The 22368-nt window shown below is 66.1% G+C and carries 18 protein-coding genes; 8 read left to right on the top strand and 10 right to left on the bottom strand.

Annotation, left to right across the window (positions count from 1 at the left end; all coding sequences use genetic code 11):
- The first annotated feature begins 78 nt into the window (after positions 1-78).
- From AC3QL3_RS16560 to AC3QL3_RS16550, 3 genes are all read left to right on the top strand, one after another.
- Entirely contained in the window at positions 79-819 is a 741-nt protein-coding gene (locus AC3QL3_RS16560; protein ID WP_492895183.1) for an alpha/beta fold hydrolase, read from the top strand.
- Between the two features lie 816 nt (positions 820-1635).
- Positions 1636-2427, top strand: a complete 792-nt coding sequence (locus AC3QL3_RS16555; protein WP_492895182.1) for a hypothetical protein — start codon at positions 1636-1638, stop codon at positions 2425-2427.
- 90 nt (positions 2428-2517) lie between these two features.
- A complete protein-coding gene (locus AC3QL3_RS16550; protein WP_492895181.1) occupies positions 2518-3582 on the top strand; it encodes an acyltransferase family protein in 1065 nt (354 codons plus the stop codon).
- 12 nt (positions 3583-3594) lie between these two features.
- On the opposite strand, the gene AC3QL3_RS16545 is transcribed toward AC3QL3_RS16550, so the two are convergent.
- Genes AC3QL3_RS16545 through AC3QL3_RS16535 form a run of 3 tightly spaced genes read right to left on the bottom strand, consistent with a single transcriptional unit; the run spans position 3595 to position 5236 of the window.
- Complete coding sequence (locus tag AC3QL3_RS16545) at positions 3595-3870, bottom strand: EexN family lipoprotein (protein ID WP_492895180.1); 276 nt, start codon at positions 3868-3870, stop codon at positions 3595-3597.
- A complete protein-coding gene (locus AC3QL3_RS16540; RefSeq protein WP_492895179.1) occupies positions 3867-4118 on the bottom strand; it encodes an EexN family lipoprotein in 252 nt (83 codons plus the stop codon). Before AC3QL3_RS16540 ends, AC3QL3_RS16545 begins: the two co-directional genes overlap by 4 nt.
- Positions 4119-4150: 32 nt before the next feature.
- Positions 4151-5236, bottom strand: coding sequence for an NAD-dependent epimerase/dehydratase family protein (locus tag AC3QL3_RS16535; RefSeq protein ID WP_492895178.1), 1086 nt, complete (start codon positions 5234-5236; stop codon positions 4151-4153).
- Positions 5237-5532: 296 nt separating this feature from the next.
- Between AC3QL3_RS16535 and AC3QL3_RS16530 the strand changes: the two genes are divergently transcribed.
- Positions 5533-6954, top strand: coding sequence for a UbiA family prenyltransferase (locus tag AC3QL3_RS16530; RefSeq protein WP_492895177.1), 1422 nt, complete (start codon positions 5533-5535; stop codon positions 6952-6954).
- A gap of 20 nt (positions 6955-6974) precedes the next feature.
- Here AC3QL3_RS16530 and AC3QL3_RS16525 read toward each other — a convergent pair whose 3' ends face one another.
- Genes AC3QL3_RS16525 through AC3QL3_RS16515 form a run of 3 tightly spaced genes read right to left on the bottom strand, consistent with a single transcriptional unit; the run spans position 6975 to position 11868 of the window.
- Positions 6975-8471, bottom strand: a complete 1497-nt coding sequence (locus tag AC3QL3_RS16525; RefSeq protein WP_492895176.1) for an alginate O-acetyltransferase AlgX-related protein — start codon at positions 8469-8471, stop codon at positions 6975-6977.
- A gap of 1 nt (position 8472) precedes the next feature.
- The gene (locus AC3QL3_RS16520) at positions 8473-9894 is read right to left on the bottom strand and encodes an MBOAT family O-acyltransferase (protein ID WP_492895175.1); all 1422 of its coding nucleotides are present in this window, start codon (positions 9892-9894) and stop codon (positions 8473-8475) included.
- Positions 9895-9915: 21 nt separating this feature from the next.
- On the bottom strand, positions 9916-11868 hold the full coding sequence (locus tag AC3QL3_RS16515) for a rhamnan synthesis F family protein (RefSeq protein WP_492895174.1): 1953 nt from the start codon (positions 11866-11868) through the stop codon (positions 9916-9918).
- Between the two features lie 311 nt (positions 11869-12179).
- Between AC3QL3_RS16515 and AC3QL3_RS16510 the strand changes: the two genes are divergently transcribed.
- The 4 genes from AC3QL3_RS16510 (at position 12180) to AC3QL3_RS16495 (ending at position 16869) form a co-directional block, all read left to right on the top strand.
- On the top strand, positions 12180-12983 hold the full coding sequence (locus tag AC3QL3_RS16510) for an ABC transporter permease (protein WP_492895173.1): 804 nt from the start codon (positions 12180-12182) through the stop codon (positions 12981-12983).
- Positions 12973-14340, top strand: coding sequence for an ABC transporter ATP-binding protein (locus AC3QL3_RS16505; RefSeq protein WP_492895172.1), 1368 nt, complete (start codon positions 12973-12975; stop codon positions 14338-14340). The genes AC3QL3_RS16510 and AC3QL3_RS16505 overlap by 11 nt, the downstream gene beginning before the upstream one ends.
- Before the next feature lie 29 nt (positions 14341-14369).
- Positions 14370-15671, top strand: a complete 1302-nt coding sequence (locus AC3QL3_RS16500) for a sulfotransferase family protein (protein ID WP_492895171.1) — start codon at positions 14370-14372, stop codon at positions 15669-15671.
- A 313-nt stretch (positions 15672-15984) separates the two neighbouring features.
- Positions 15985-16869 (top strand): phytanoyl-CoA dioxygenase family protein, encoded by an 885-nt coding sequence (locus AC3QL3_RS16495; RefSeq protein ID WP_492895170.1) that lies wholly within the window; start codon positions 15985-15987, stop codon positions 16867-16869.
- 39 nt (positions 16870-16908) lie between these two features.
- Here AC3QL3_RS16495 and AC3QL3_RS16490 read toward each other — a convergent pair whose 3' ends face one another.
- The 4 genes from AC3QL3_RS16490 to AC3QL3_RS16475 form a co-directional block, all read right to left on the bottom strand.
- Positions 16909-19167 carry a xanthine dehydrogenase family protein molybdopterin-binding subunit gene (locus tag AC3QL3_RS16490; protein WP_492895169.1) on the bottom strand — a complete coding sequence of 753 codons (2259 nt, stop codon included), beginning with the start codon at positions 19165-19167 and terminating at the stop codon, positions 16909-16911.
- The gene (locus tag AC3QL3_RS16485; protein WP_492895168.1) at positions 19164-19688 is read right to left on the bottom strand and encodes a (2Fe-2S)-binding protein; all 525 of its coding nucleotides are present in this window, start codon (positions 19686-19688) and stop codon (positions 19164-19166) included. Before AC3QL3_RS16485 ends, AC3QL3_RS16490 begins: the two co-directional genes overlap by 4 nt.
- A 287-nt stretch (positions 19689-19975) precedes the next feature.
- On the bottom strand, positions 19976-20821 hold the full coding sequence (locus AC3QL3_RS16480; protein WP_492895167.1) for a hypothetical protein: 846 nt from the start codon (positions 20819-20821) through the stop codon (positions 19976-19978).
- A gap of 223 nt (positions 20822-21044) precedes the next feature.
- A complete protein-coding gene (locus AC3QL3_RS16475) occupies positions 21045-22298 on the bottom strand; it encodes an amino acid permease (protein WP_492898963.1) in 1254 nt (417 codons plus the stop codon).
- Positions 22299-22368: the final 70 nt, after the last annotated feature.

Raw genomic sequence — 22368 nt, 5'->3', positions numbered from 1 at the left:
TCCGGCGCAGCTGCCGCTGCGCCGGCGCTGCCGGCATAATCCGCAGTCGAGCGCCGCGTAGTGCGCTGGAGTTCGACGATGGATGGAGACCTCTCCCCTCGCATCGCAACCTGCGCGATCGTTTGCGTGCACGGTGCCGGTGGCGGTGGCTGGGAATGGGCGATCTGGGCGCGTGCGCTGGCCGCGCGCGGCTACAGCGTGATCGCACCGGATCTGCAAGCGGCGGCCGGCGGTCTTGCGGCGACGCGTTATGGCGACTATCTCGATCAGGTCGTGCGCTGGTGCCGCGGTGCCGGGGCGGCGCCGATCCTGCTCGGTGCGAGCCTGGGCGCTTCGCTGGCCTTGGCCGCGGCGGAGCAAGTTCGCGCACGCGCGCTCGTACTGATCAATCCATTGACCCCACGAGCCACGCGGCCTCAAGCGCGTGCCGCGACGATTCCATGGGGAAGCCAACGCTCGCTTGCCGGTACGCGCCGCGCGATGGCCGACGCCGACGATGCGGCGTGCATGTACGCATTCCGGCGCTGGCGCGACGAGTCGGGTCGGGTGCTGGACGAAGCCGAGGCGACGCCGCTGCCGACACCGTCGTGCGCGACCTTGGTGCTCGCCGGCGAGCACGACCGCGACGTGCCGCCGGCGATCAGCCGCGCGCTGGCGATCCGTCTCGACGCCGATTTCGAGCGCGTCGCCGATGCCGGCCACCTCGGTCCCTTGCTCGGCCGCGCCGCCGCGGCGGCGGCTGAACGCGTGGCGGACTGGCTGGAACCGCGCGCGATCCGCCCGGCGTCCGCCGCAGAGCGCCGCGGAACGGGGATTTAGCGACGCTTTAGAGAAGTTTCACTATCCTCGGCGTTCTGCTCCCGCGCCGAACTTCGTGGCCCCGTCGTATTCGCCCCCGCCACCTTCGAAGTCACACGCGCAGCCTTCGCCCGCTACGCTGTCGCTGGCCCATCCCGGCTCGCTCCACTTCGAAACCGATCGCCTGCCGTGGCAGCGCAGCCTGCGCTGGGGTCGGAAGGCGCGCGATCGCCGCCTGCTCGCGCTCGGCGGCCTGCTCGCTTTGTTGATCACCGTGCTCGAATTGGTCGGCTTCGGCCTCGGCATGAAGCCGTACCGCCACGTGGTCAAGCGCGACAGCGCGATCCACGTCGTCTTGATCGAAGCCGAGCCGCCACCGCCGCCGGCCCCGCCCGAACCGGAGCCGCCCGAATTCGTGCGCCGGCCGAGCCGCATCGCGATCGAGCCGCCGAAGGTGCGCACGACCGCGCCGCCGCCGCGGACCGCTGAACCGAGCGACGCGAACGCGCGCATCGGCAGCGCCGGCGTGGCGGCGCCGCAGCTGTTCAACCCGGACGGCTCGGTGCGGCTGGGGCCGGCCGCAGCGCCGATCGTGGCGCCGCCGAGCAGGCCGGAGAATCCGCGTGCGGCGGCGCAGGCGCGCTGGGCCGAGATCGAGAAGCGCGGCAATCCGCTCGATTGCAAGAAGACGCGATTCGCCGGCGCGTTCACCAAGGACGAATCGCTCGGGGACGAGATCTCCGGCAAATACCTGAAATTCATCGGCCTCGCCGATCCGGAGGCGATCAAGCATCGTCGTCAGCAGCGGGCCGAAGCCGGCGGTTGCGAACCGGCTCAATGAGAACGCAGCCGGCGCGCCGCGATGCCGACGATCGCCTGCGCCGGCGGCTGGCGGCCGGCGCTGCATTTCTGTTGAATCTCGTCTTTCTGATCGCGCTCGATCGCATGATGGGTCCGCTCGAACGCGAGCGGCCGCCGTGGCGGCGAGCGGAATCGCGTGATGTGCTGCAAGTCCGCCTGATCGAACAGGCGCCCGCGCCGCCGCCGTCGAGCACAGCCGCAGCGCCGATGGCGGAGCCGCCCGAGCCTGCGCGGCCGACCGAACCGCGGCCACGCGCGCGGACCAGAACGAGCCCGGATCGCCCTCTCGTGACGGCGCCGGTGGAAGCAAGTCCTGCGTCGCCGCAAACCGCTTCGACGCCAGCCGCGCCGGCGGCACCGAGCGCCGATTCGACCGCCCCGGCGTTCTACGGCCGCGACGGTCAGGTGCGCTTGCCGGAAGGAAAGGCGGAAGCGGCGGAAACGCCGTTCCCGCAGTTGCCGATCGTGCCGACCGAAGGTAATCCGTTCGTGCATCGCAATCCGGTGCCGTACGAACCGACGCGTTTCGACAAATTCTTCCCGGACGTGCGCGAAACGCTGGCCGGCGAAATCGTGCGCAAGGCGACCGTGCAGCGCACCGCGCGTCTGCCGGGCGGCTCGCAGGTCACTTGCACCTGGGTACTGTTCTTCGGCGGCTGCGGCTGGGGACCGGTACCGACGGCGCCGATCGAGGTGCTCAAGGCGATGCGCGTCGAGTTGCCGCCGCTGAAGCCGATCCCGCCTGAGCCGACGCCGCCGGGAGGATGATCCCGCTGCGATCGCGTTCGGCTCCTGCACTATGATCGAAGTTTTCCTGCGACGGTCGACCGCGCTCGTCGCGGCGGCCGAGGACCTAGGATGATCCGAAACATTCAGGCCTTGCGCGGCATCGCGGCGTGCATGGTGTTCTTCATCCATCTGCTGTCCACGCGCAACGGCATCGGTGTGGACGATCTGCGCAATGCGTATTGGTGGATCGGTCCGGCCGGGGTCGATATTTTCTTCGTCATCTCCGGCGTCATCATCAGTCTTACGGCGGTCAAGGCGGGCGCACGCGCACACACCGGCGCCGAGGCGGCATCGCCGTTCATCCTCAAGCGTCTGTTCCGCATTTATCCGGTGTATTGGGTCGTGCTCGCACTCGCTTTCGCTGCGGCGCCGTACGTGGAGCTCGCGCCGAATTGGCTGCCGTCGCACAACCCCGTGCGCTTGGTGCTGCTCGCGACCACCGAGAACAACAAGGTGATGGCGGCGTGGACGCTGTGCTTCGAGATGTACTTCTATTTGGTGCTGGCGGCGATCTTGTTGTTCGCGCCGCGCCGCGTGTTTCCTCTGCTGGCAGCGTGGGCGGCGATCGAAGCGATTGCCATCGCGACGGCGGCGGCGATCGACATCAAGTTGTTGCACAACGTCTTCCTCAGCCCGCTATTGCTCGAATTCGCCTTGGGCTGCGGTGCGGGCTGGTTGATCAGCCGCGGAGTCACGAAGGCGGGCTTGCCGAGTCTCGTGTTCGGTTTGGCGTGGTTCGTGGTCGGCGCGATCGTGCATCGTGAGTACGGTAATTGGCAGCCTTGGTGGCGTATGCCGACCTTCGGTGTCGCTTCCGTGTTCATCGTATACGGTCTGATCGCGCTCGAGGAACGCAAGGGTTTCGTACTGCCGAACTGGCTGTGCCGATTGGGCGATCCTTCCTACTCGATCTACATCTGGCATCAGCTCGTGCTGGCCGGGCTCGTGCTGATCACCGATGAGCTCGACTTGTTCTATCGGCTGCCGACGTCATTGGTCTTGGCGCTGTGGACCGTGGTCGTCATCGCGGTCGGCTTCCTCAGCTATCGCTGCATCGAGCGGCCGATCTTGAACTGGTTGAACGGGCGGCTCGCCGTCTCGCAGCGGCACCAGCCGGCGCTCGCGACCGAGTGAAGTCGCGAACGCCTATTTCCTCTCCGCGGGCGCTTCGCCAGCCGGCTCGGCGGCCGCGTTGCCGGTCGCGCGCGCCCAGGTGACGAACGCTTCGATCGCGTTCGCGCAGTCCTTGTCGTTGGCGGCGCGCTCGGGGTTCGCCTTGCACTCCTTCACTTTTGCCTGCATCGCTTCGCCGTGCGCCATGTACCAGCGTGCGCTATGGCCGCGTTCGCAAGCGCTGATCGAGAACGCGATCAGGAGTGGCGAGGCGTATCTCGCGATCGTGCGAGCGCGAGCCGGCGTCATTGCCGCTCCTGCTTGGTGGCCGAAATCAGCATGGTGAAGGCTTCGTTCGCGTTCTTGCAGTTCTGGTCGCTGCTGTTCAAGGACGGATACTTCTTGCACTCTTCCAGCTTCGCCTGCAGCTCCTTCGCATTTCCCATGTACCACTGCGCGCTGTGGGTCTCTTCCGTGCAGGCGGCGAGCGGCAGCAACACAGCGGCGCACAACAGGGCGCGCGCGAGCGACGCCCCGCTAACGTTTCGATGGCGCATCGATAGGCTCCTGCGTGGGGTCGGGGCGCGCATCAGGCGGCCGAAACCGCTTGCCGCGTGGGTTCGATCTGCGCGTCGATCCAGTTGCACAATCTGCGAATGCCGTCTTGCAGCGGCACCTTCGGACGCCATCCGAGCTCGGCCACCGCGCGCTCGATCGAACACGCCGCGTGGCGCACGTCGCCGTGCCGGAACGCACCGCTGATGTGCGGTTTCGGGGCGCCGTACAGATGCGCGATCGATCCGGCCAGGTAGGCGATCGTGGTGGCGACGCCGGCACCGATGTCGTAGGGCAGCGCCGATTCGTTTTTGCGCAGGCCGGCCGCGATCGCGGCGACCACGTCGTCGATGTAGACGAAATCGCGCACGATGCGGCCGTCTTCGTAGATCGGAATGCTGCGCCCCTCGCGTGCGGTGCGCGCGAAGAACGAGCAGATGCCGGTGTAGGGATTGTGCAGCGACTGACCGGCGCCGTAGACGTTCTGCAACCTCAGCACGGTCGTGCTGACGCCGAACGCACAGGCCCAGGCGCGCAGCACTTGCTCCTGCGCGAGCTTGGTCGCGCCGTACACGCTGATCGGGCGCGGCTCGGTCGTCGAGGCGCAGAACGGCACCGGTTCGAGGCCGGCGAAATCCCATTGCTTGCCTTCGAGCTGTTCGCGCGAGCGCTGGCCCGGGTAGATCGGCACCAGCTCGCCGGTGCGACGCCAGGCGCCTTCGCCGTACACGGCGCGGCTCGAGGTGAGCAGGATGCGCTGCGGAATGCGCTCGTGACGAGCGAACGCATCCAGCATCTGCGTGGTGCCGGTCACGTTGACGTGCGCGTGCCGCGTCGCCTCGTACAACGATTGTCCGGTGCCCGTTTCGGCGGCGAGATGCAGCACCGCCGTCGGCGCGACATCGGCCAACACTTGATCCCAGGTTTCGGGCAGGGTGACGTCGCCGACGATCAGTTCGACGCGGCGATCCAGCGCGGCAGGGCGACGCTTGTGCGGATGGACTTGAGGATGCAGGTTATCGATGGCGACGACGCGCGTGTAGCGGTCGGCGAGAATCTTGGAGGTTGCGCAACCGATGAAACCGGCTCCGCCAGTGACCAGACAGGTGCTTCCCGACATGTGTTTGCTCCTGATTGCATGAAATCCCCCGTGCTCGTATAGCGAATCATTTCCCCCCAAGATCCCCACAATGATCTTCGCGCGCTCGGCCGGGCATCCATCCAACCCCTTGGTTGGCGCCCGATCCGGCGGCTCCCTTTTACGTGAGCGGCCTTAAAAAAGGATTCACTTTTCGGTGGTGAATTGTAAAAGTGTGCCCTAGCCGTCAATGAAACAGCGCAATCTACAAATTCCCGTGCGCCTCTCGCGCAACGGAATCGATACGGCGCCGCGCAGGAAAGGCCAAGCCATCCCTCATGTCGCAACACGACGTTCCTCTTTGCATCGATCTCGACGGCACCTTGCTGCGCTCGGATCTGTTGATCGAATCGGCGTTGTCGAGCGTGCGGCGAAATCCGCTCGATGCGCTGCGTCTGCTCGCCTGGTTGTGGCGCGGCAAGGCGTATTTGAAGCAGCGCCTCGCCGCGCGCGCATCGCTCGACGTGAGCCGCTTGCCGTACGACGCGCGCGTGCTGCAATGGTTGCGCGAGGAGAGCGAGGGCCGCGCGAAGATTCTGTGCACGGCGGCTGACCGGCAGTTGGCCGAAGCGGTGGCGGCGCACGTCGGCGGTTTCGACGAAGTGCTTGCCAGCGACGGCCATCGCAACCTGTCGGGCGCGGCCAAGGCCGCTTCGCTGTCCGAGCGCTTCGGCGAGCGCCAGTTCGACTACGCCGGCGACGCGCCGGCGGATCTGCATGTTTGGCGCCGCGCGCGGCGCGCCATCGTCGTCAACGCCGCGCCGACGCTGCCCGAGCGCGTGCGCGAAGTGTGCGAAATCGAGCGGGTGTTCGAACGCGAAAGCGGCGGTTGGCGTGAATTCCTGCGCGCGCTGCGGCCGCACCAGTGGTTGAAGAATCTGCTCGTGTTCCTGCCGATGCTGGCCGCGCACGTGCTGTTCGCGCCCGGCGCCGCCGCCCGCGCGCTGCTCGGCTTCGTCTGTTTTTGCCTGTGCGCTTCGGCCGCCTATCTCGCCAACGACCTGCTCGATCTGCAGGCCGACCGGCTGCATCCGCGCAAACGCCTGCGGCCGTTCGCGGCCGGGACCTTGCGCATACGCGACGGCCTCGTCGCAGCGCCGCTGCTGGCGGCAGTCGCGTTGGTACTGGCGTTCGCGCTGTCGACGGAATTCGCGGCGGTGCTGTTCTGCTACGCGACGACGACCTTGGCCTATTCCGTGTTTCTGAAGCGGGTCGCGATCCTCGACGTCGTCACCCTGGCCGTGCTCTACACGGTGCGTATCCTCGGTGGTGCCGCCGCCATACCGGTGCCGGCTTCGTTCTGGCTGCTCGCGTTCTCGATGTTCCTGTTCCTGAGCCTGGCGATGGTCAAGCGTTATGCGGAAGTACGCGTCGTCGTCGACGGCGGACGTTCGCAAGTCGCCGGGCGCGGCTACACCGCGCAGGACCTGCCGCGGATCCAAGTCCTCGGCGCCGGCAGCGGCTATCTCAGTGTGCTGGTGCTCGCGTTCTACATCGACAGCACCGCCAGCCAGGCGCTGTATCGGCATCACGAGTACTTGTGGGCGTTGACGCCGGCCTTGCTGTATTGGATCAGCCGCATCTGGCGGGTCGCCCGGCGCGGCGGCATGCACGACGATCCGGTCGTGTTCGCGGTGACCGATCGCGCCAGCCTGGTGGTGGCGGTGATTTGTGCGGCGATCGTGGTTGCGGCGATCTAGCGGCATGTCGTGACTTCGCTTCAATGCGCCGGCGTGTCGCACGCTGCACCGATCGCACGGACTTCGATCTGCTCGACCTTCGCGCCGCCGGCCATCGGCTGCACGCTCAGAACGGTCGGATTCGAGCCGGCCGCGAGCCGCAAGAACAGTTCATTGCGACCCGAACCGTAATAGAGCTTGCGTTGCGCAGACATTCCGTTCTCGACGATCTCGGCCGTCAGCTCGCCGGTCGCCGTGGCCTGCAGGCTCAGCCGCACGATCTGCGGCGTGGCTCGGCCAGGAAGCGTCATTCGCAGCGACTGCGCCAGCGCGGCATCGCCTTCGACCGAGAAAGAAGCCGCGGATGTCGCCGCGGGCCACGTGCGGCCTCGTTCGTCCGAACACTCGTAGGCATTGGCGTCATGCCAGTAGTCGAGGTCGCCCAGCGGAACGTCGAAATAGCGTTCGGTCATCACCCACAGCACGACATCGGGGCGGAATTGTTCGACCAGCCCGATCAGGTTCGGCCAAGTGCCGGGCGCGTTGATGCGGTGATCGACCTGGTAGGTCAGATAGAAGGCGTTCTGCAGAAAAGGAGACAGCGAGTTGCCGGTCGAGTCGCGCAGAATCAGCGCGCGCAGGCGATTGCCGGCGTGGTCGTTGCGGATCATCCGCGGTAGATCGAGCAGATCGGTCTTGCTGCCGCCGCCCAAAGGCACTTCGCTGCCGTCCTTGTTGACGGCGACCAGATCGGGCAGCGGCTGCTGCAATTCGTAGGTGGTCCAATCGTTGCGGACCGAGAGGTTCAGCATGCCGGCGAACTCATTGTCCTTGTCCACCGTCGCGACGCTCTTGATGGCCGGCACCGGCGCTGCGGCGAGAGCCGGCAGGTAGCGCGGCAGTTCGGTCGCGATGCGACCCCAGGCGATGAGGGCGCCGTAGTCGGTCCAGTGCGAATTCATCGCCGAATACGTGTCGACGTGGTTGCGCGCCTCGCGCAGGCTGGCGCGTACGTCGATCAAGGGCAGAGTACCGCCGGCCGCGAGCACGCGATCGAACGAATGCACCGGTGTCAGGTCGCGGCTCCACCACGGCATGCGATCGGGATAGATCGACCATTTCGCCGGCGCGACGACGAACGCGTAAGAGATGTTTTTGCCGCCGAGCCATTGGCCCTGCAATCGGAGCGTCGTCGTCCAGCGTTCGACTTCGCCATCGTCGAGCACGCGGCGGCCGAGCGCTTGCGCAAAGTTGCGGTTGAAAAGATCGCCGAGAAAGATCCAGCCGCTGCTGCCGATCTGTGCGGCAGCAGGCTGACCGGACACGCCCGCTGCGTACAAGGCGCGGTTGTAGAACGCCACCGCGCCGCCCCACAGCGGTGTCGCGTGGCGCAGCCGGTTGAGTTCTTGCTCGTAAGAGGAAGGATTACGCACCACGCTGCCGACGAAGACGCCGATCTGCGGCGACAGCAAGACGGCGAGCAGCGGCAACCACAAGGCCGCGAGGAAGACGTAGTAGATGCGATGACGGGTATTCACGTCAGAAACGGAAATACAGGAAGGGGCTGTAGGCGCCGGACAGCACCTTGGCGCTGGCGACGGCGAACAATAGGCCGAACGCCAGCCGGCCCAGCCAAGCGCCGGAACTTGGAGCCAAGCGTTGCGCCACCCAGTCGTGCACGGGCGTGGAGAAAATGAATCCGGCGAGCATGGCCGTCCCTTGCAACGCGTTCAGATATTCGCCCGCCGGGTACTGCGTTTCGCCGTGCGACCAGCCGATCATCGCCGCGGCGATGCTGAGCGCGTGCCCGAAACTGTCGGCGCGAAACAGCACCCAGCCGAAGATCACCGCCAGCAGCAGGTAAATCCTGCGTACGATCATCGGTACGGCACGTCGATCGAAGTCGACGGCGCGTTCGAACACCAGGAACGCGCCATGCCACAGCCCCCAAACCACGAAGGTCCAGGCGGCTCCGTGCCAGAGGCCGGTCAGCGCGAACACGATCAGCAGGTTGACGTAGGTGCGGACCCCGCCGCTGCGGTTGCCGCCGAGAGGAATGTAGACGTAGTCGCGGAACCACGACGACAGCGTCATGTGCCAGCGGCGCCAGAACTCGCGCACCGAACGCGAGATGTAGGGGTGGTTGAAGTTCTCCGGGAAGCGGAATCCCATGATCAGGCCGAGGCCGATGGCCATGTCGGAATAGCCTGAAAAATCGAAGTAGATCTGCAGCGAATAGGCGAGCACGCCGAGCCAGGCGGTGGCGAAGCTCAACTGATCGGCCGGCAGCGCGAAGACGGTGTCCGCGGTGATCGCCAGGGTGTCGGCGATCAGCACCTTCTTGCAGAATCCGATGACGAAGCGCCGCGTACCCTCGTAGAGCTGATCGTTGCTGACGACGCGTTCGCGCAGTTCCGCCGCGACGTCCTTGTAACGCACGATCGGGCCTGCGATCAGCTGCGGAAACAGCGTCTTGTACGTGGCGAAACGCAGCAGGCTGTGGGTTGCCTGGATCGTGCCGCGGTGCACGTCGACCAGATAGCTGATGCCCTGGAACGCGAAGAAGCTGATGCCGAGTGGTAGCGTGGCCTTGATGACCGGGACGAGATCGGGCCGGCCGAACCATGCTCCGATCTGATCCAGCCCAACGGTCAGGAAGCCCACGTATTTGAAGTAGGCGAGAACGCCCAAGTTGAACACGACGCCGGCGATCAGCCACAGCCTGGCGCGGCTCGAAGGAGCAGCGGGTTGCTCCCGATTGCGCCCGATCAAGTAACCGAACGCGTAGTTGCCGAGGATCGAGGCGAACAGCACCAAGGTGCCAGCGTGATCGCCGAGATAGTAGAACAGCACGCTCGCGACGAGCACGAACGCATTCTTGTAGGCGGCGGGAATTTCTCGGTAGAGGGTGAGGAAGATCGGCAGGAACAGGAAGATGAAGAGGTAGGAGCTGAATACCATGTCGTAGCGCCGGCCCCGGCCTCAGCCGTCATTGCGCCGCGCGCGCCCGCTCAGCACGCGGGTGCCGTTCGGCTTGCGCTGGAACGCCTTGACGATGTCGCGCGTGCGGTATTGCATCGAACGCTTCATCGCGAACACCAAGCCCGCCAGCGCGATGCTGACGCGCGGCGGCGCCGACCACTCCACCGACGCGTTCGCCGACGGCGGTGACACGTCGGCGGGGCGTTCGCCGAACATCATGTGCAGGATCTGGTCGCGGATGTCGCCGCTGCGGAAGCAGCTCGCCAAGAGCTGGTGCTTGTATTCGAGCTTGGTGTAGTTCTTCGCCGCATGCCGTGCGGTGAACACGTTGCGCGTGGCGTAGCCCGCGGCCTGCGCGCAGTAGGTGATCAGGCGTTCGATCGCGTGCGGCAGATCGCTGTCGCCGTAAACCTGCTCGTCGAACTGCTCCCAGCTCCAATCGTGCTCGAACAAGCGCTTGAGCGCGGCCGGGCGGAACCAGAACATCGAGCCGTAGGTCGCCACCGGCGTATGCACGTCGAGCGGCACGTGGATGCCGAGCAACTGCGCCAGTGCTTCGACTCTGGGCTTGTTCAGAAACCAGGCGTGCCCGAGGGTCGGGTAGCCGATGTGCACGGTCGGCGGCGCCACGATGCCGACGTGCGGCTCGCGCTCGAGCAGATCGAACAAGTTGGCGATGTAGCCGCGCGAACCGAGCAGGTTGTCGAGCAGGTGATACTTGAAGCCGTCACCGCGATTGACGCCATCCTGCGGCGACTTCTTGCTGTGCACGCGACACAACAGGCCGTAACGGCCCGACAGCACGACCTCGCGCTGTGCGATCAGCAGGGCCGACGTGTCGCGGCCGAGATTGGAATGCACGACGTCGACTTGCAGCGCGCCGCGATCGAAGCCGGCCAGCTGCGCTTCGATCGCCTGCTTCTTCTCCGCGCTGTCGGTGGTGATGAAGAGGTCGTAGTCGCACGGAATACGGTTGGTGTAGTCGACGATCTCGGCCAGGAGATCGACGTAGTAGATGTGCGCGACCACGCCGACGCGGCCGAACGACCAGGTTTGGGGCCTCTGCTCCACGCGCGCATCGGGCAGGATGTCCAACAATTCCAGATTGGTATAGAGCGTGCGCAGCTCCGAGGTGCGCAGCACGTTGCGCTGGATCAAGCCGAGATCGTAATCGGAGCGTTCGGCGATCAAGTCCATGGCGCGGCGCAGATTGATCGCTTCCGCCTGCAGGTACAGCGGATCGTGGAAGAACGGGCGGCGCTTGAGGATCGGGCAGCGCCGCTCGATCATGCGGTCGATTTCGAGGAACAGCGGATGTTCGGTCGCGAAATCGGCCAACTCCATGTACAGCGCGTAGCGGAAGCCGAGCGCATGGAAGTGCTCGGTGAAGCGGGTTTCGTGATGCTGGATCGAGTCCATGTAGGAATGGATCATCGGCATCTCGTGCCAATACGCCCAGAACGCGTCCGCGCCGAGCAGCGGCTGGCGCACGGCGATGAAGTGCGACTGGATGTGCAGCGGCAGCACCTCACCGCCGGTGAGCGGATTGGGGCGGCATTCCTGATGCGCGGTGATGCCCCAGAAATCGCACTCGCGCGCGGCCATCGCCTCGAACATTTCCGATAGCGGAAAGATCGGCGCGTAGAAGGTGTAGTTGAGCAGCAGCAATTCGTCGCAGGAGCGCAGCCGTTCGCGCCCGAGATGCTCGATCGCTTCCTTGTAGCCCCACACGTCGTAGCCGACGTTCGCGCGCACCAACACTTCGTCCGACTCGGCGCGCAGCCGCTCCAACCCAGCCGCTTCCGGCTTGCCGTTGCAGACGACGATCAGGTGCTCGACGTGTTCGCGAAACGCGCGCAGCGCAATCGGGACGTAGTCGTCGACGAACCCCGTTTCGTCGTAGAACAGATACACGCCGATGCGGCGCGGCGACGCGGATGATCCTGATGGCACGGCTTCCTCCCTAGCTGAACGCTTCGACGTTTCCGATCAGCGGAGTCGAGCGAGATCCCTTATCGGCCATTCGCGTAGGCCGGCGAGCGCGCATTATCGTGGAGCCGGAGCAGTATTGAAGTGTAAATTGCGTTAGATCACGTGCGATCGTGACGCAACTTGCAAAAAATCGACATTGCGTACAGTTGTCTTGCGACGATCGCGCGCTGTGAAGCGTCGGTTATGATTCGCGATCCGCCAGCGCGGCCCTAGCCGTGCGTCGAGTCCTGATTTTTCGAGGTTTCGTCGAAGGCGCTCCAGATATTCAGAGCATGCTGATCGGTCCATTCCTGCCGTTCTTCGAACAGCGTTCGTTGCTGTTCGAGGTCACCAAACGCGAAATCCAAGGGCGTTATCGCGGCGCCAGCTTCGGCCTGTTGTGGTCGTTGCTGAGCCCGTTTCTGATGCTCTGTGTCTACACCGTCGCATTCGGTTTCGTGCTGAAGAGCCGCTGGCCGCAGGCGGTGGAGAACAGCAAGGTCAATTTCGCGCTGATTCTCTATGTCGGCTTGATCGTGCACGGATTCTTCGCCGAATGCGTGTCGCGCGCGCCGCGATTGATCTTGGACAATCCGAACTTCGTCAAGCGCGTGATTTTTCCGCTCGAAGTGCTGCCGTGGGCGATGCTGCTGTCCGCGCTGTTCCACGCCGTGATGAACATGCTCGTGTTCGTGCTGCTGTTCTCGATCACCCCGGGCACGCCGCCATGGACAGTCGTGTTGCTGCCGGTGGTGTTGCTGCCGTTCGTGTTGTTCGTGAGCGGCTTGTGCTGGCTGCTCGCATCACTCGGCGTCTACTTGCGCGACATCAACCAAGTCACCGGCGTATTGATCATGGCGGTGTTGTTCCTGTCCTCCGCGATCGTGCCGCTCGACACCGTGCCCGAGCGCCTGCACTGGATCTTTCTACTCAATCCGCTGACCTTCATCATCGATCAGGCGCGCGAAGTGGCGCTGTGGGGCAGGCTGCCGGACTGGCTCGGGCTCGCTCAGTACGCGCTGAAATCGACCATCTTCATGTATCTGTGCTACGCCTGGTTCCGCAAGACGCGCACGGGATTCGCCGATGTCCTCTGACGATCTCGCGATCCACCTGCGCGGCGTCGACAAGACTTTCGCGATCTACGAGCGGCCGCATCATCGTCTGCTCGAATCCGTGCTCGGCACGCGCGGGCGCCGCTGGCATCGCGAATTCCGCGCCTTGCGCGAAATCGATCTGGACATCCGCCGCGGCGAAACCGTCGGCCTGATCGGCCGCAACGGCTCTGGCAAATCGACCTTGCTGCAGGTGATCTGCGGCATCCTCGCGCCCACCGCCGGCAAAGTCGCGGTGCGCGGGCGCATCGCAGCGCTGCTCGAACTGGGAGCCGGCTTCAACGCCGAATTCAGCGGGCGCGAGAACGTATTCCTCAACGGTACCGTGCTCGGCCTGACGCGAGCGGAGATCGAGCAGCGCTTCGACGCGATCCTCGCCTTCGCCGACATCGGCGAGTTCGTCGACCAGCCGGTGAAGACCTATTCGAGCGGCATGTACGTGCGTCTCGCCTTCGCGGTCGCGATCCACGTCGACCCAGAGATCTTGGTGATCGACGAGGCGCTGTCGGTCGGCGACGAGGCGTTTCAGCGCAAATGCTTCGCCCGCATCGAACGCATACGGGAGAGCGGCGCCACCGTGCTGTTTGTCTCGCACGGCGCGGCGACCGTGGCTGAGTTGTGCGATCGCGCGGTCTTGCTCGACGCCGGTGAGATCCTCGCGGTCGGTTCGCCCAAGCCGGTGCTGTCGCGCTATCACAAGCTGCTCTACGCGCCGGCCGGCGAAGCGCAGACGATCCGCGAGCGCATCCGCGACGACCACGCCGCTGGCCTGGACGAGGCGATGGTGACCTGGCGCGACCCGGACGCCGACGCCGCGTCGCACGACGGCGACGAGGAAGAAGGATTCTTCGATCCGGGTTTGTTGCCCGATACGCTCGCCTACGCCGCGCAAGGCGCCAGCATCGTGTCGCCGCGGATCGAAACGCCGGGCGGGCGCCAGGTCAATGTGCTGCGTGCGGGCGCCCATTACGTGTATCGCTATCGCGTGCGCTTCGAGCGTACGGCAGCGCTGGTTCGCTTCGGCATGATGATTCGCAACGTCTCCGGGCTCGAGCTCGGCGGCTGCGCATCGGCCACGCAATCGCGCGGCGTCGACATCGTCGAGGCCGAGGCCGAGTTCGAGGTCGCTTTCCGCTTTCGCTGCCTGCTCGCGCCGGCGACGTACTTCTTGAACGCGGGTGTGCTCGGCCGGCTCGACGGCGAGGAAGTGTTCCTCGGCCGATTGGTCGACGCGGCAATGTTCCGTGTGCTGCCCGACACACAGCGCCTGGCGACCGGAATGGTCGATTTCGAATTCGAGCCGTCGTTCGAGTTCGAACACGGAACCCGCGCATGCTAGAACCCAAGACTCAAGCCAATACAGACGCCATGACGGAACCTACCGCTCTTTCCACCGCCCAAGCCGTGCTCGTGCTCGGCATGCACCGTGGCGGCACGTCGGCGATGTCGGGTCTGTTGCACCTGCTCGACTTCGAGCATGGCCCGGCGCTGATGCCGGCCGCGCCCGGCGTCAACAACAAGGGGTTCTGGGAACACAGCGAAGCGTTCGCCATCCACGAGCGCCTGCTCGCCGCGCTCGGGCGTTCGCGCTTCGATCCGCGCGAAATGCCGCAGGAATGGCGCGAGCACCCCGCCTTCGGCGCCGCGGTCGACGAAGTGCGCGCGCTGATCCTGCGCGATTTCCGCGATTCACGCCGCTGGGCGATCAAGGACCCGCGCATGTGCCGGCTGGTGCCGGTCTGGTTGGAGGCGATGGCCAGCCTCGGTATCCGCCCGCGGGTGATTCTGATCGGTCGGCATCCGGCCGAAGTCGCGCGTTCGATGCAGGCACAGGGTTGGATCTCTTCCAGTGCGCGCGCGCACCTGTGTTGGCTGCAGCACATGCTCGAAGCCGAGCAGGCGACGCGTCACGTCACGCGTACGCTGGTTCGCTATGACGACCTGCTCGGCGATTGGCGCGGCGTCATTGCGCGCATCGGCAGCGAGCTCGAATTGGAATGGCCGGCGTCGCCGCAGCGAGACGCCGAGATCGATGCCTTCGTCGATCCGCGCGAACGCCGTCATGTGGAAGCGAGCGACGCCGTTGCGGTCGGGCGCGGGCCGCCGCAGCTGGCGCTGGAACTGTTCGATGCCTGGCACGAGCCGGATTCGGCCGCGGCCTGGCACCGTATCGGCGAGGTCGGCGAGATCTATCGCCGCGCTGCGGCCGCGTTCGGCCCATGTTTGGACGAGGCGATCGTGGAGGCGTCGCTGGCGCATCTGGAGATCGGCAAGGGCCGCGCAGCCGCGGTCGGCGGCGACGCCAGCCTGCGCGACGCATTCGTCGAGCTGCGCGAGCGCAGCGAGGCGCTCGGAGCGGAGCTGCGCGACTTGGCACGCGCACAAGACGCCGGCATCGCCGCTCTCGCGGCCGGTTCCGCACGTTACGGCGAGATCGACGTTTCGCTCGGCGCGCTCAGCGCGCATGCGCACACGCAATTGGATGCGCACGGGCGGCTGAGCCAGGAAATCGCTGCTTTGGCGGCCGCATTGAATGAATCGGCGCTGCGCCACGATGCGGATTCGAAAGCGCTCGCGACCGCATTGCAGGACATTCGGCGGCAGCTGGAGAAACCGTCGGTCGTCGGCAGCCCTTTGCGGCTGCAGTGGCGCCGGCTGCTCGGCCGCTGAAACGCGCGCGGAGCATTCGCCGGCCGCGGAAGTTTCGTCGCGGATGAAATCGCTAGTGCGGACCGCATACCTCGCAGTCCGCCGTTTTCGTAGCAATCGCAAATGCGCCGTCCGGCGCATCGAATGCGTGCGCGAGATCGCCGTGAAAAAGGAAATCGGAAGCTCGGCGCCGGCATCGGGTGTATCTCCGATTGCTGCTTCGCTTCGCGGTTGCGACGACCAAGCGTCGTTCGCCGTCCGGTCTGTCGCCTGGATGCGCGCACAGGAGCATCGAAGGCGGGGAAAGGAACTTCGTTGATTCAGGAGACCGGAAATGAACGTTCTATTGGCGGCCCCTTCCGAGGGCGGTCCGATTCCGCTCGACCGCGCGAGACGGGAGTGGGAAGAGCAGGGTTATCTCGTTTTGCCCCGATTTTATTCCGATAGCGAACTCGACGCGGCCAGCACGGCCTTGCGTGACGTTTGGCAAAACAAGCATCCGCGCGTGGTCGTGGACGACCTCGCCACCAACGTGCGCCAACGTCTGCTCGATGTCAGCGACGAGGCGCGTCAGGAGCACCGCTTCAAGGTCAACGACCTGTACCTCGAAAGCGAGGCGACTCGCCTGCTCGCGCTGAACGAGCGCATTGTCCCGATTCTGACGTCGTTGCTCGGCAGCGTGCCGGTGTTGTGCAATTCCTTGAATCTCTGGCGCGGCAGCGCGCAGGCCGATCACGTCGATTCGCTCTACATGACGCCGCGCAGCGAACACAAGCTGGTGGCGATCTGGATCGCGCTGGAAGATGTCCACGCCGATGCCGGCCCGCTGCGCTACTTCCCCGGCAGCCACAAGATTCCGCAGTATGTGTTCTCGACCGGCAGTCACCACGTCGTCCCCGCGGAAGTGGAGCACTGGACGCACTACATGCAAGCGCAGATCGCCGAGCGCGGCTTGCAGCCGGCTAACTTCCTGGCGCGGAAGGGCGACGTTTTCATCTGGAGCGCCTATCTTCTGCACGGCGGCAGCCCGATCAACGACCCGGCGCGCACGCGCAGCAGCCTCGTGTTCCACTATTTTTCGGTGGAGGATTGTGTGGCGCTCGGCTCGACGCTGGTGCCGCAGGGCGGCGCCTACTGGATGCATCGGCCGCACCAGGAAGTGCCAGGACTCGCATCGGAAGCGCCACCGCTGCCGCCCAACGCGCTCGTTCGGGCGTAAGGCGGCGCGGCGTAGACGCCGCGCACGCATGTCCGCCGCTTACAGCATCCGCATCAGTTCGGGCATCAACGGCAGCTTGCGCACGCGCACCGTGGTCGCCGCGTATACGGCGTTGGCCAGCGCCGGCGCCGCGCTCGGCACGCCGATCTCGCCGGCGCCGCTTGGTTCGGCGCTCGACTCGACCAAGGTCACTTCGACCTCGCGCGGCGCCTGCGCCATGCGCAACAGTGGATAGTCGGTAAAGTTCTTCTGCTGCACCTGGCCATCCTTGATCGTGATGCTCAGGTTCAGTGCCGCCGAGAGCGCGTCGATGGTTCCGCCCATCATCTGCGCCTGCGCGCCGAGCGGGTTGATCACCCGGCCGATGTCGGCGACGCAGATCGCGCGATGGATGCGCAATTGGTTGCCTTCCATCGACACTTCGAACGCGTGCGCGGCATAGCCGCCGAAGGTGAAGTGGCAGGCGATGCCGAGGCCGTGGCCGTCGTTGCGCGGCGCGCCCCAGCCGATTTTCTCCGCGGCCAGTTTCAGCACGTTGGCGAGGCGACCGGTATCGAACGTCGGTCCGCCGTGACCTTGATACGGGAGTTGACGCGGTTCGCCGAGCAGCGCCAGCTGCAGTTTCAGCGCATCCTGCTTGGTCAGCACCGCGATCTCGTCGATGAAGCTCTGGATCGCGAAGGCTTGGAAAGTGTGCACCGGCGCGCGCCAAGCGCCGCGCGGCATGCCCGAGTCGAGCGCGAAGAATCGCTTGTCGAGATTGGGCACCAGGGCGGCGGGAAAATCGTCCGGCCCGATGCAGCCGTTCCACAGCGGCCGCTTGCTGCCGCTGCGATAGTCGCGTGTGGTCGCCGCGCAGCGATGCGACCAACCGGTCACGCGCTTCTTGCGGTCGATCGTCGCCGCCATCGCGTGCACGCCGAACGGGCGATAGAAGTCGTGGCGCAAGTCGTCCTCGCGCGTCCACATGAGCTTGATCGGCTTGCCGGCGGCTTTCGCCACCAGCACCGCTTCGGCGACGAAGTCGTTGTGCAGGCGCCGGCCGAAACCGCCGCCGGCGCGCGTCATGCGCACCTCGATGTCCTTGCGCGCGAGACCGGTCAGGCGCGCGATCGTCTCGGAAGCGCCGTCGGGGTCCTGCAGCGAAGCGACCAGGCGAGCGCGATCCTGTTTGATCTCGATCAGCGCGCCTGGCGGCTCCATCGTCGCGTGCGCCAGGAACGGCATCTCGTAGCGCGCCTCGATCGCTTGTCGCGCCTGTTTGCGCGCCTTGGCGAAGTCGCCGTCGGTGCGCACGTCCAAACCGTTCTCGTCACGATCGAGCAGCTCGTTCGCGCGGGCGGCGAGCGCGGCGGTGGAGTCCTTCGTCCACGGGCCTTCCTTCCAGTTCAGCTTGAGCGCCTCGCGTCCCTTCAGCGCGGCCCAGGTGTTGTCGGCGAGCACGGCGACACCGGCGGCGAGCACACCGTCGAACGGGGTGTCCAGCTTGGGGCCGGGAATCGCGATCACGTCGCGCACGCCGGCGACGCGGCGCGTCTCGCTGTCGTCGAAGTTGTCCAGCGTGCCGTCCAGATGCGGACAGCGCGCGATCACCGCGACCAGCGCATTGGCCGCGTATTCGTCGATGCCGAAGCGGCTGCGGCCGGTGACGATCGCGCGCGCGTCGACCACGCGCGTCGGCTGCCCGATGATGCGGTATTGCGCGGGCGACTTCAGTGCTACCGGCTCGGATGGCGGCGCCAGGGCGGCCGCGCTGCGTGCGAGCGCGCCATAGCTGAGCTTGCGGCCGTCCGCTGCGATCACTTGGCCGGCTTCGGTGCGCAGCGAGGCGGCGTCGAGTTTCCACTCGGCCGCGGCCGCTTGCAGCAGCAGCCAGCGCGCGGTCGCGCCGGCCTGGCGCAGATCCTTCCAACCCTGCGGAATGCTGGTGCTGCCGCCGGCGCCTTGCTCGCCGTAGCGGTTCGAAGGTCCCTGGTCGGTGTCGATGTAGCCGTATGGCAGCTGCACCACGCGCACCTGCGCCCAATCGACGTCGAGTTCTTCGGCGATCAGCATCGGCAGCGAGGTCATCACGCCCTGGCCGATCTCGCAGCCGCGCGCGCCGATCACGATGCGGTTGTCGCGTTCGACGCGCACGAACGGACCGATCGCGGTGAGATCGTCGCCGAGCAGCTCCGGCGGCAGCTCTTCGCCGCGCGCGCCGCGCAAGCCGACCAGCAAGGCGCCGCCGGCGGCGAGCGAGACGAACAGGAAGCGGCGGCGGCCGGCGTTTGCCGGGCTGTTCTCGCGTGGACTCACTTGCCTGGACCCTGCATCAGTTCGGCCGCGCGCAAGATCGCCTTGCGGATGCGCGGGTAGGTACCGCAGCGGCACAGGTTGCCGATCGTGACGAGATCGTCTTCGCTCGGTTTCGGTTTGCGCTTGAGCAGATCGACGGCGGCGAGGATCTGGCCGGCCTGGCAGTAGCCGCACTGCGCGACGTCTTCCTCGATCCAGGCTTGCTGCACCGGATGCAGCGCGTCGGTTTCCAGGCCTTCGATGGTCGTGATCTTGCGCTCGGCCAGCGCCTGCATCGGCAGCAGGCAGGCGCGCGCAGCCTTGCCGTCGACCAGCACGGTGCAAGCGCCGCAGGCACCGATGCCGCAGCCGAACTTGGTGCCGGTCAAACGCAGCGTGTCACGCAGGAACCACAGCAACGGCATCTGCGGATCGCCGTCGTGGAAATAGGGCTTGTCGTTGATCGACAGCGCCAGCGGTGCAGGCGGCTGGGCCGGGTTGCGCTTGGTCGGCGCCTCGGCGGCGTGTTCGGGCTGGCTCATGCGATTCTCCGCGGCGTCCGCCAGGCGTCGGGCGCATGCGCGGATGGACGCGGAGATTGTCGCATCCCGCGCGGCGATCGCACAGGCTCCATGCGGCAAGGAAAGGCGGGCGCAGCGTTATGTCCGGTTTGCGCCGCGCCCAAGTCCCGGCGACATGGGGGTTCGCCGGGGGAGGGTCCGGAATCTGGCGGGAACCGGACCCGACGGTCCATCCATTTGACCGTGCAGGCCCCGGAAGTGTGTGGCGCCATCCGGCGGCCGGGGCCGCCGCCGGACAGGGGCAAGCTTTACTGCGTGCAGTCGATCCCGGCCGAGCTGTGCGCGAGGATGACTTCGCCGACGATGGTGTTGAGCACGTTCAGGCTCAACCTGAGCGCATTCGACGTCTTCGTGCGCGAGGTCACGCCATCGCCGCCGACCACCTGTTCGTTGAGGATCAACGTCGCTCCGGCGATGCCGAGCGCGTTCAGATCGATGCCGGTATTGGGCGGCGGATTGAGCGGAATCGGCACGTTGATGCCGAGGATCGACAGCTTCAGGTTAGCAAGCGCAACCGAGTCGTCCGGGCCGCTGCCCGGGGTTCCGTCGCCGCCAGTTCCGAGGTTACCGGTGTCGAAGCCGTTGCCGTAGACGAGATCGTCGAGCAGCCCGTTCATCGTGGGCTGATGCCGCGGTTGCGGCAGGCAATAGCCGACCACCACGGACTTCGAGCGGACCGCATCGGCATGCAGTACGAGCAAGTTCGCGCCGAGCAGACCGAGCGCGGTGAGATTGACGCTCGCGACCTGGCTTTGTCCGGCCGCGCCGCTGGTCGACACGCCGGGCTGATATTCCGCTTCGGACGAGAGTATTCCTGTGGTCACGCGTGCGACCAAGGCGTTGCCGATGTCGATCGACGGCAGCTGGTTGGTATCGTCATCCGGCGCGGTCGCGTTGGCGATCGTCGCCGTCGTCTGCGCCGTGACGTTCAACGCGGGAATGCCGAGGATCGTGAGCGAAATCGACAGATCGAAGGCGCTGGCGTTGCCGACTTCGGCGGACGCGGGTAGGGCGACGGAGGCGAGCGCGAACGCAGTGGCGAGCGCGAGGCTCCGGCGCAACGGAACGGAACGAGTTTTTGCAGTGTGCAACATGATGCCTCTCCCATTGGCTGACCTGCGCGGCCATCATGTTCCGGTGGGGGGCATGCTCAAGCTGTCATTTCTGACAGGCGCCGGCGGCGGGCTTCTTCACGCTGTCTGGACGTCCAGATAACTATTGTGGGAACTTCGTCGTAGGCGAAATACGTGAAGAGGCGGTGACGCGGACGTGTAGAAACCGTCGACGCGCCCCTCGCTCACCCGCCTCGCGTTGGGCTCAGCTTTTCGCCAGACGCCGCCAGAAGAAGTACACCGGCAGGCCGGCAAGCGTGATCAATGCGCCCATGCCTGCGTCCTGCGGGTGGTTCCAGATCGTCACCGCGACCACCCACAGCACCACCGCCAGGAAGATCAGCGGCAGCAGCGGATACCACGGCGTGCGGAACGCATTCGGTTCGCTCGCGTGCGTGCGCCGATACCAGAACAGCGTCGCGATCACTGCGGCCATGCCGAGCCAATCGCCGACGGTCGAGTAGTTCAGCAGCTGATCGAAGCTGCCGGTCAGCGCCAGCGCGCAGGCCCAGGCCGCGAGCAGCAGCAGCGCGACGTTGGGCGAGCGCCAACGCGGATGCAGCCGAGCGGCCGAGCGGAAGAACACGCCGTCCGCGCCCATCACCTGGAACACGCGTGCGGCGCCGATCATCGAGATGTTGCAGAAGCCGAGCGTGGAGATCGCAATACCGGCCGCGATCAGACGCGCGCCCGATTCGCCGAAGGCGCGGCGCATCAGATCCGCCGCCGGTGCGTTGCTGGCGGCGAGACCGTCGTGGCCGAGCACGGCCAGATAGGCGAGATTGGCCAGCAGATAGCAGGCCGCCACCAGCAGCATGCCGAAGATCAGCGCGCGCGGCAGCGTGCGCTGCGGATCGCGCACTTCGCCGGCGATGTCGTTGACGTAGTACCAGCCGCCATAAGAGAACAGCACCGGCATCAGCGCGCCGCCGAAGGCGAGCGGATTGAAAGCCGGCGGCGTCGTACTCGGCGCCGGCGCGCCGCCGACGCTGAGGCCGACTGCGATCAGCGCGGCGATCGCGGCGAGTTTGAGCACGGTCAAGATGTTCTGCACCAGCGAGCCGGCACGAATGCCGAACCAGTTGATGCCGGCCAGAAATACGATGGTGCCGACCGCGTAGGGGCCGGGATTGTCGACCTTCACACCGATCGCGGCACCGGCGTATTGCACGAATACGGTAGCGACCGCGGCGAGCGCGCCGGAATGGTTGACGATGAGCAGATTCCAGCCGAACACGAACGCGACGATCAGGCCGAACGCTTCGCGCAAGTAGACGTAACCGCCGCCGGCTTGCGGCCGCCGCGCGCCGAGTTCGGCGTAGCAGAGCGCGCCGATCAGTGCGATCGCGCCGCCGACCGCCCAGGCTAGCAACAGTTCGCCGGCCGAGCCGGTCTGGCGCGCGATCGCCGCCGGGGTCAGGAAGATGCCCGAACCGATCACGCCGCCGACCACGATCATCGCCGCGTCCCAGGGGCCGACGCGGCGGGCATAGCCGACGGCAGCCGGAGGATTGGTCGTAGCGGAGCCG

Source organism: Dokdonella sp. GW821-FHT11D02 (genome assembly GCF_058808595.1).
This window is presented reverse-complemented; position numbering and strand designations above follow the sequence as displayed.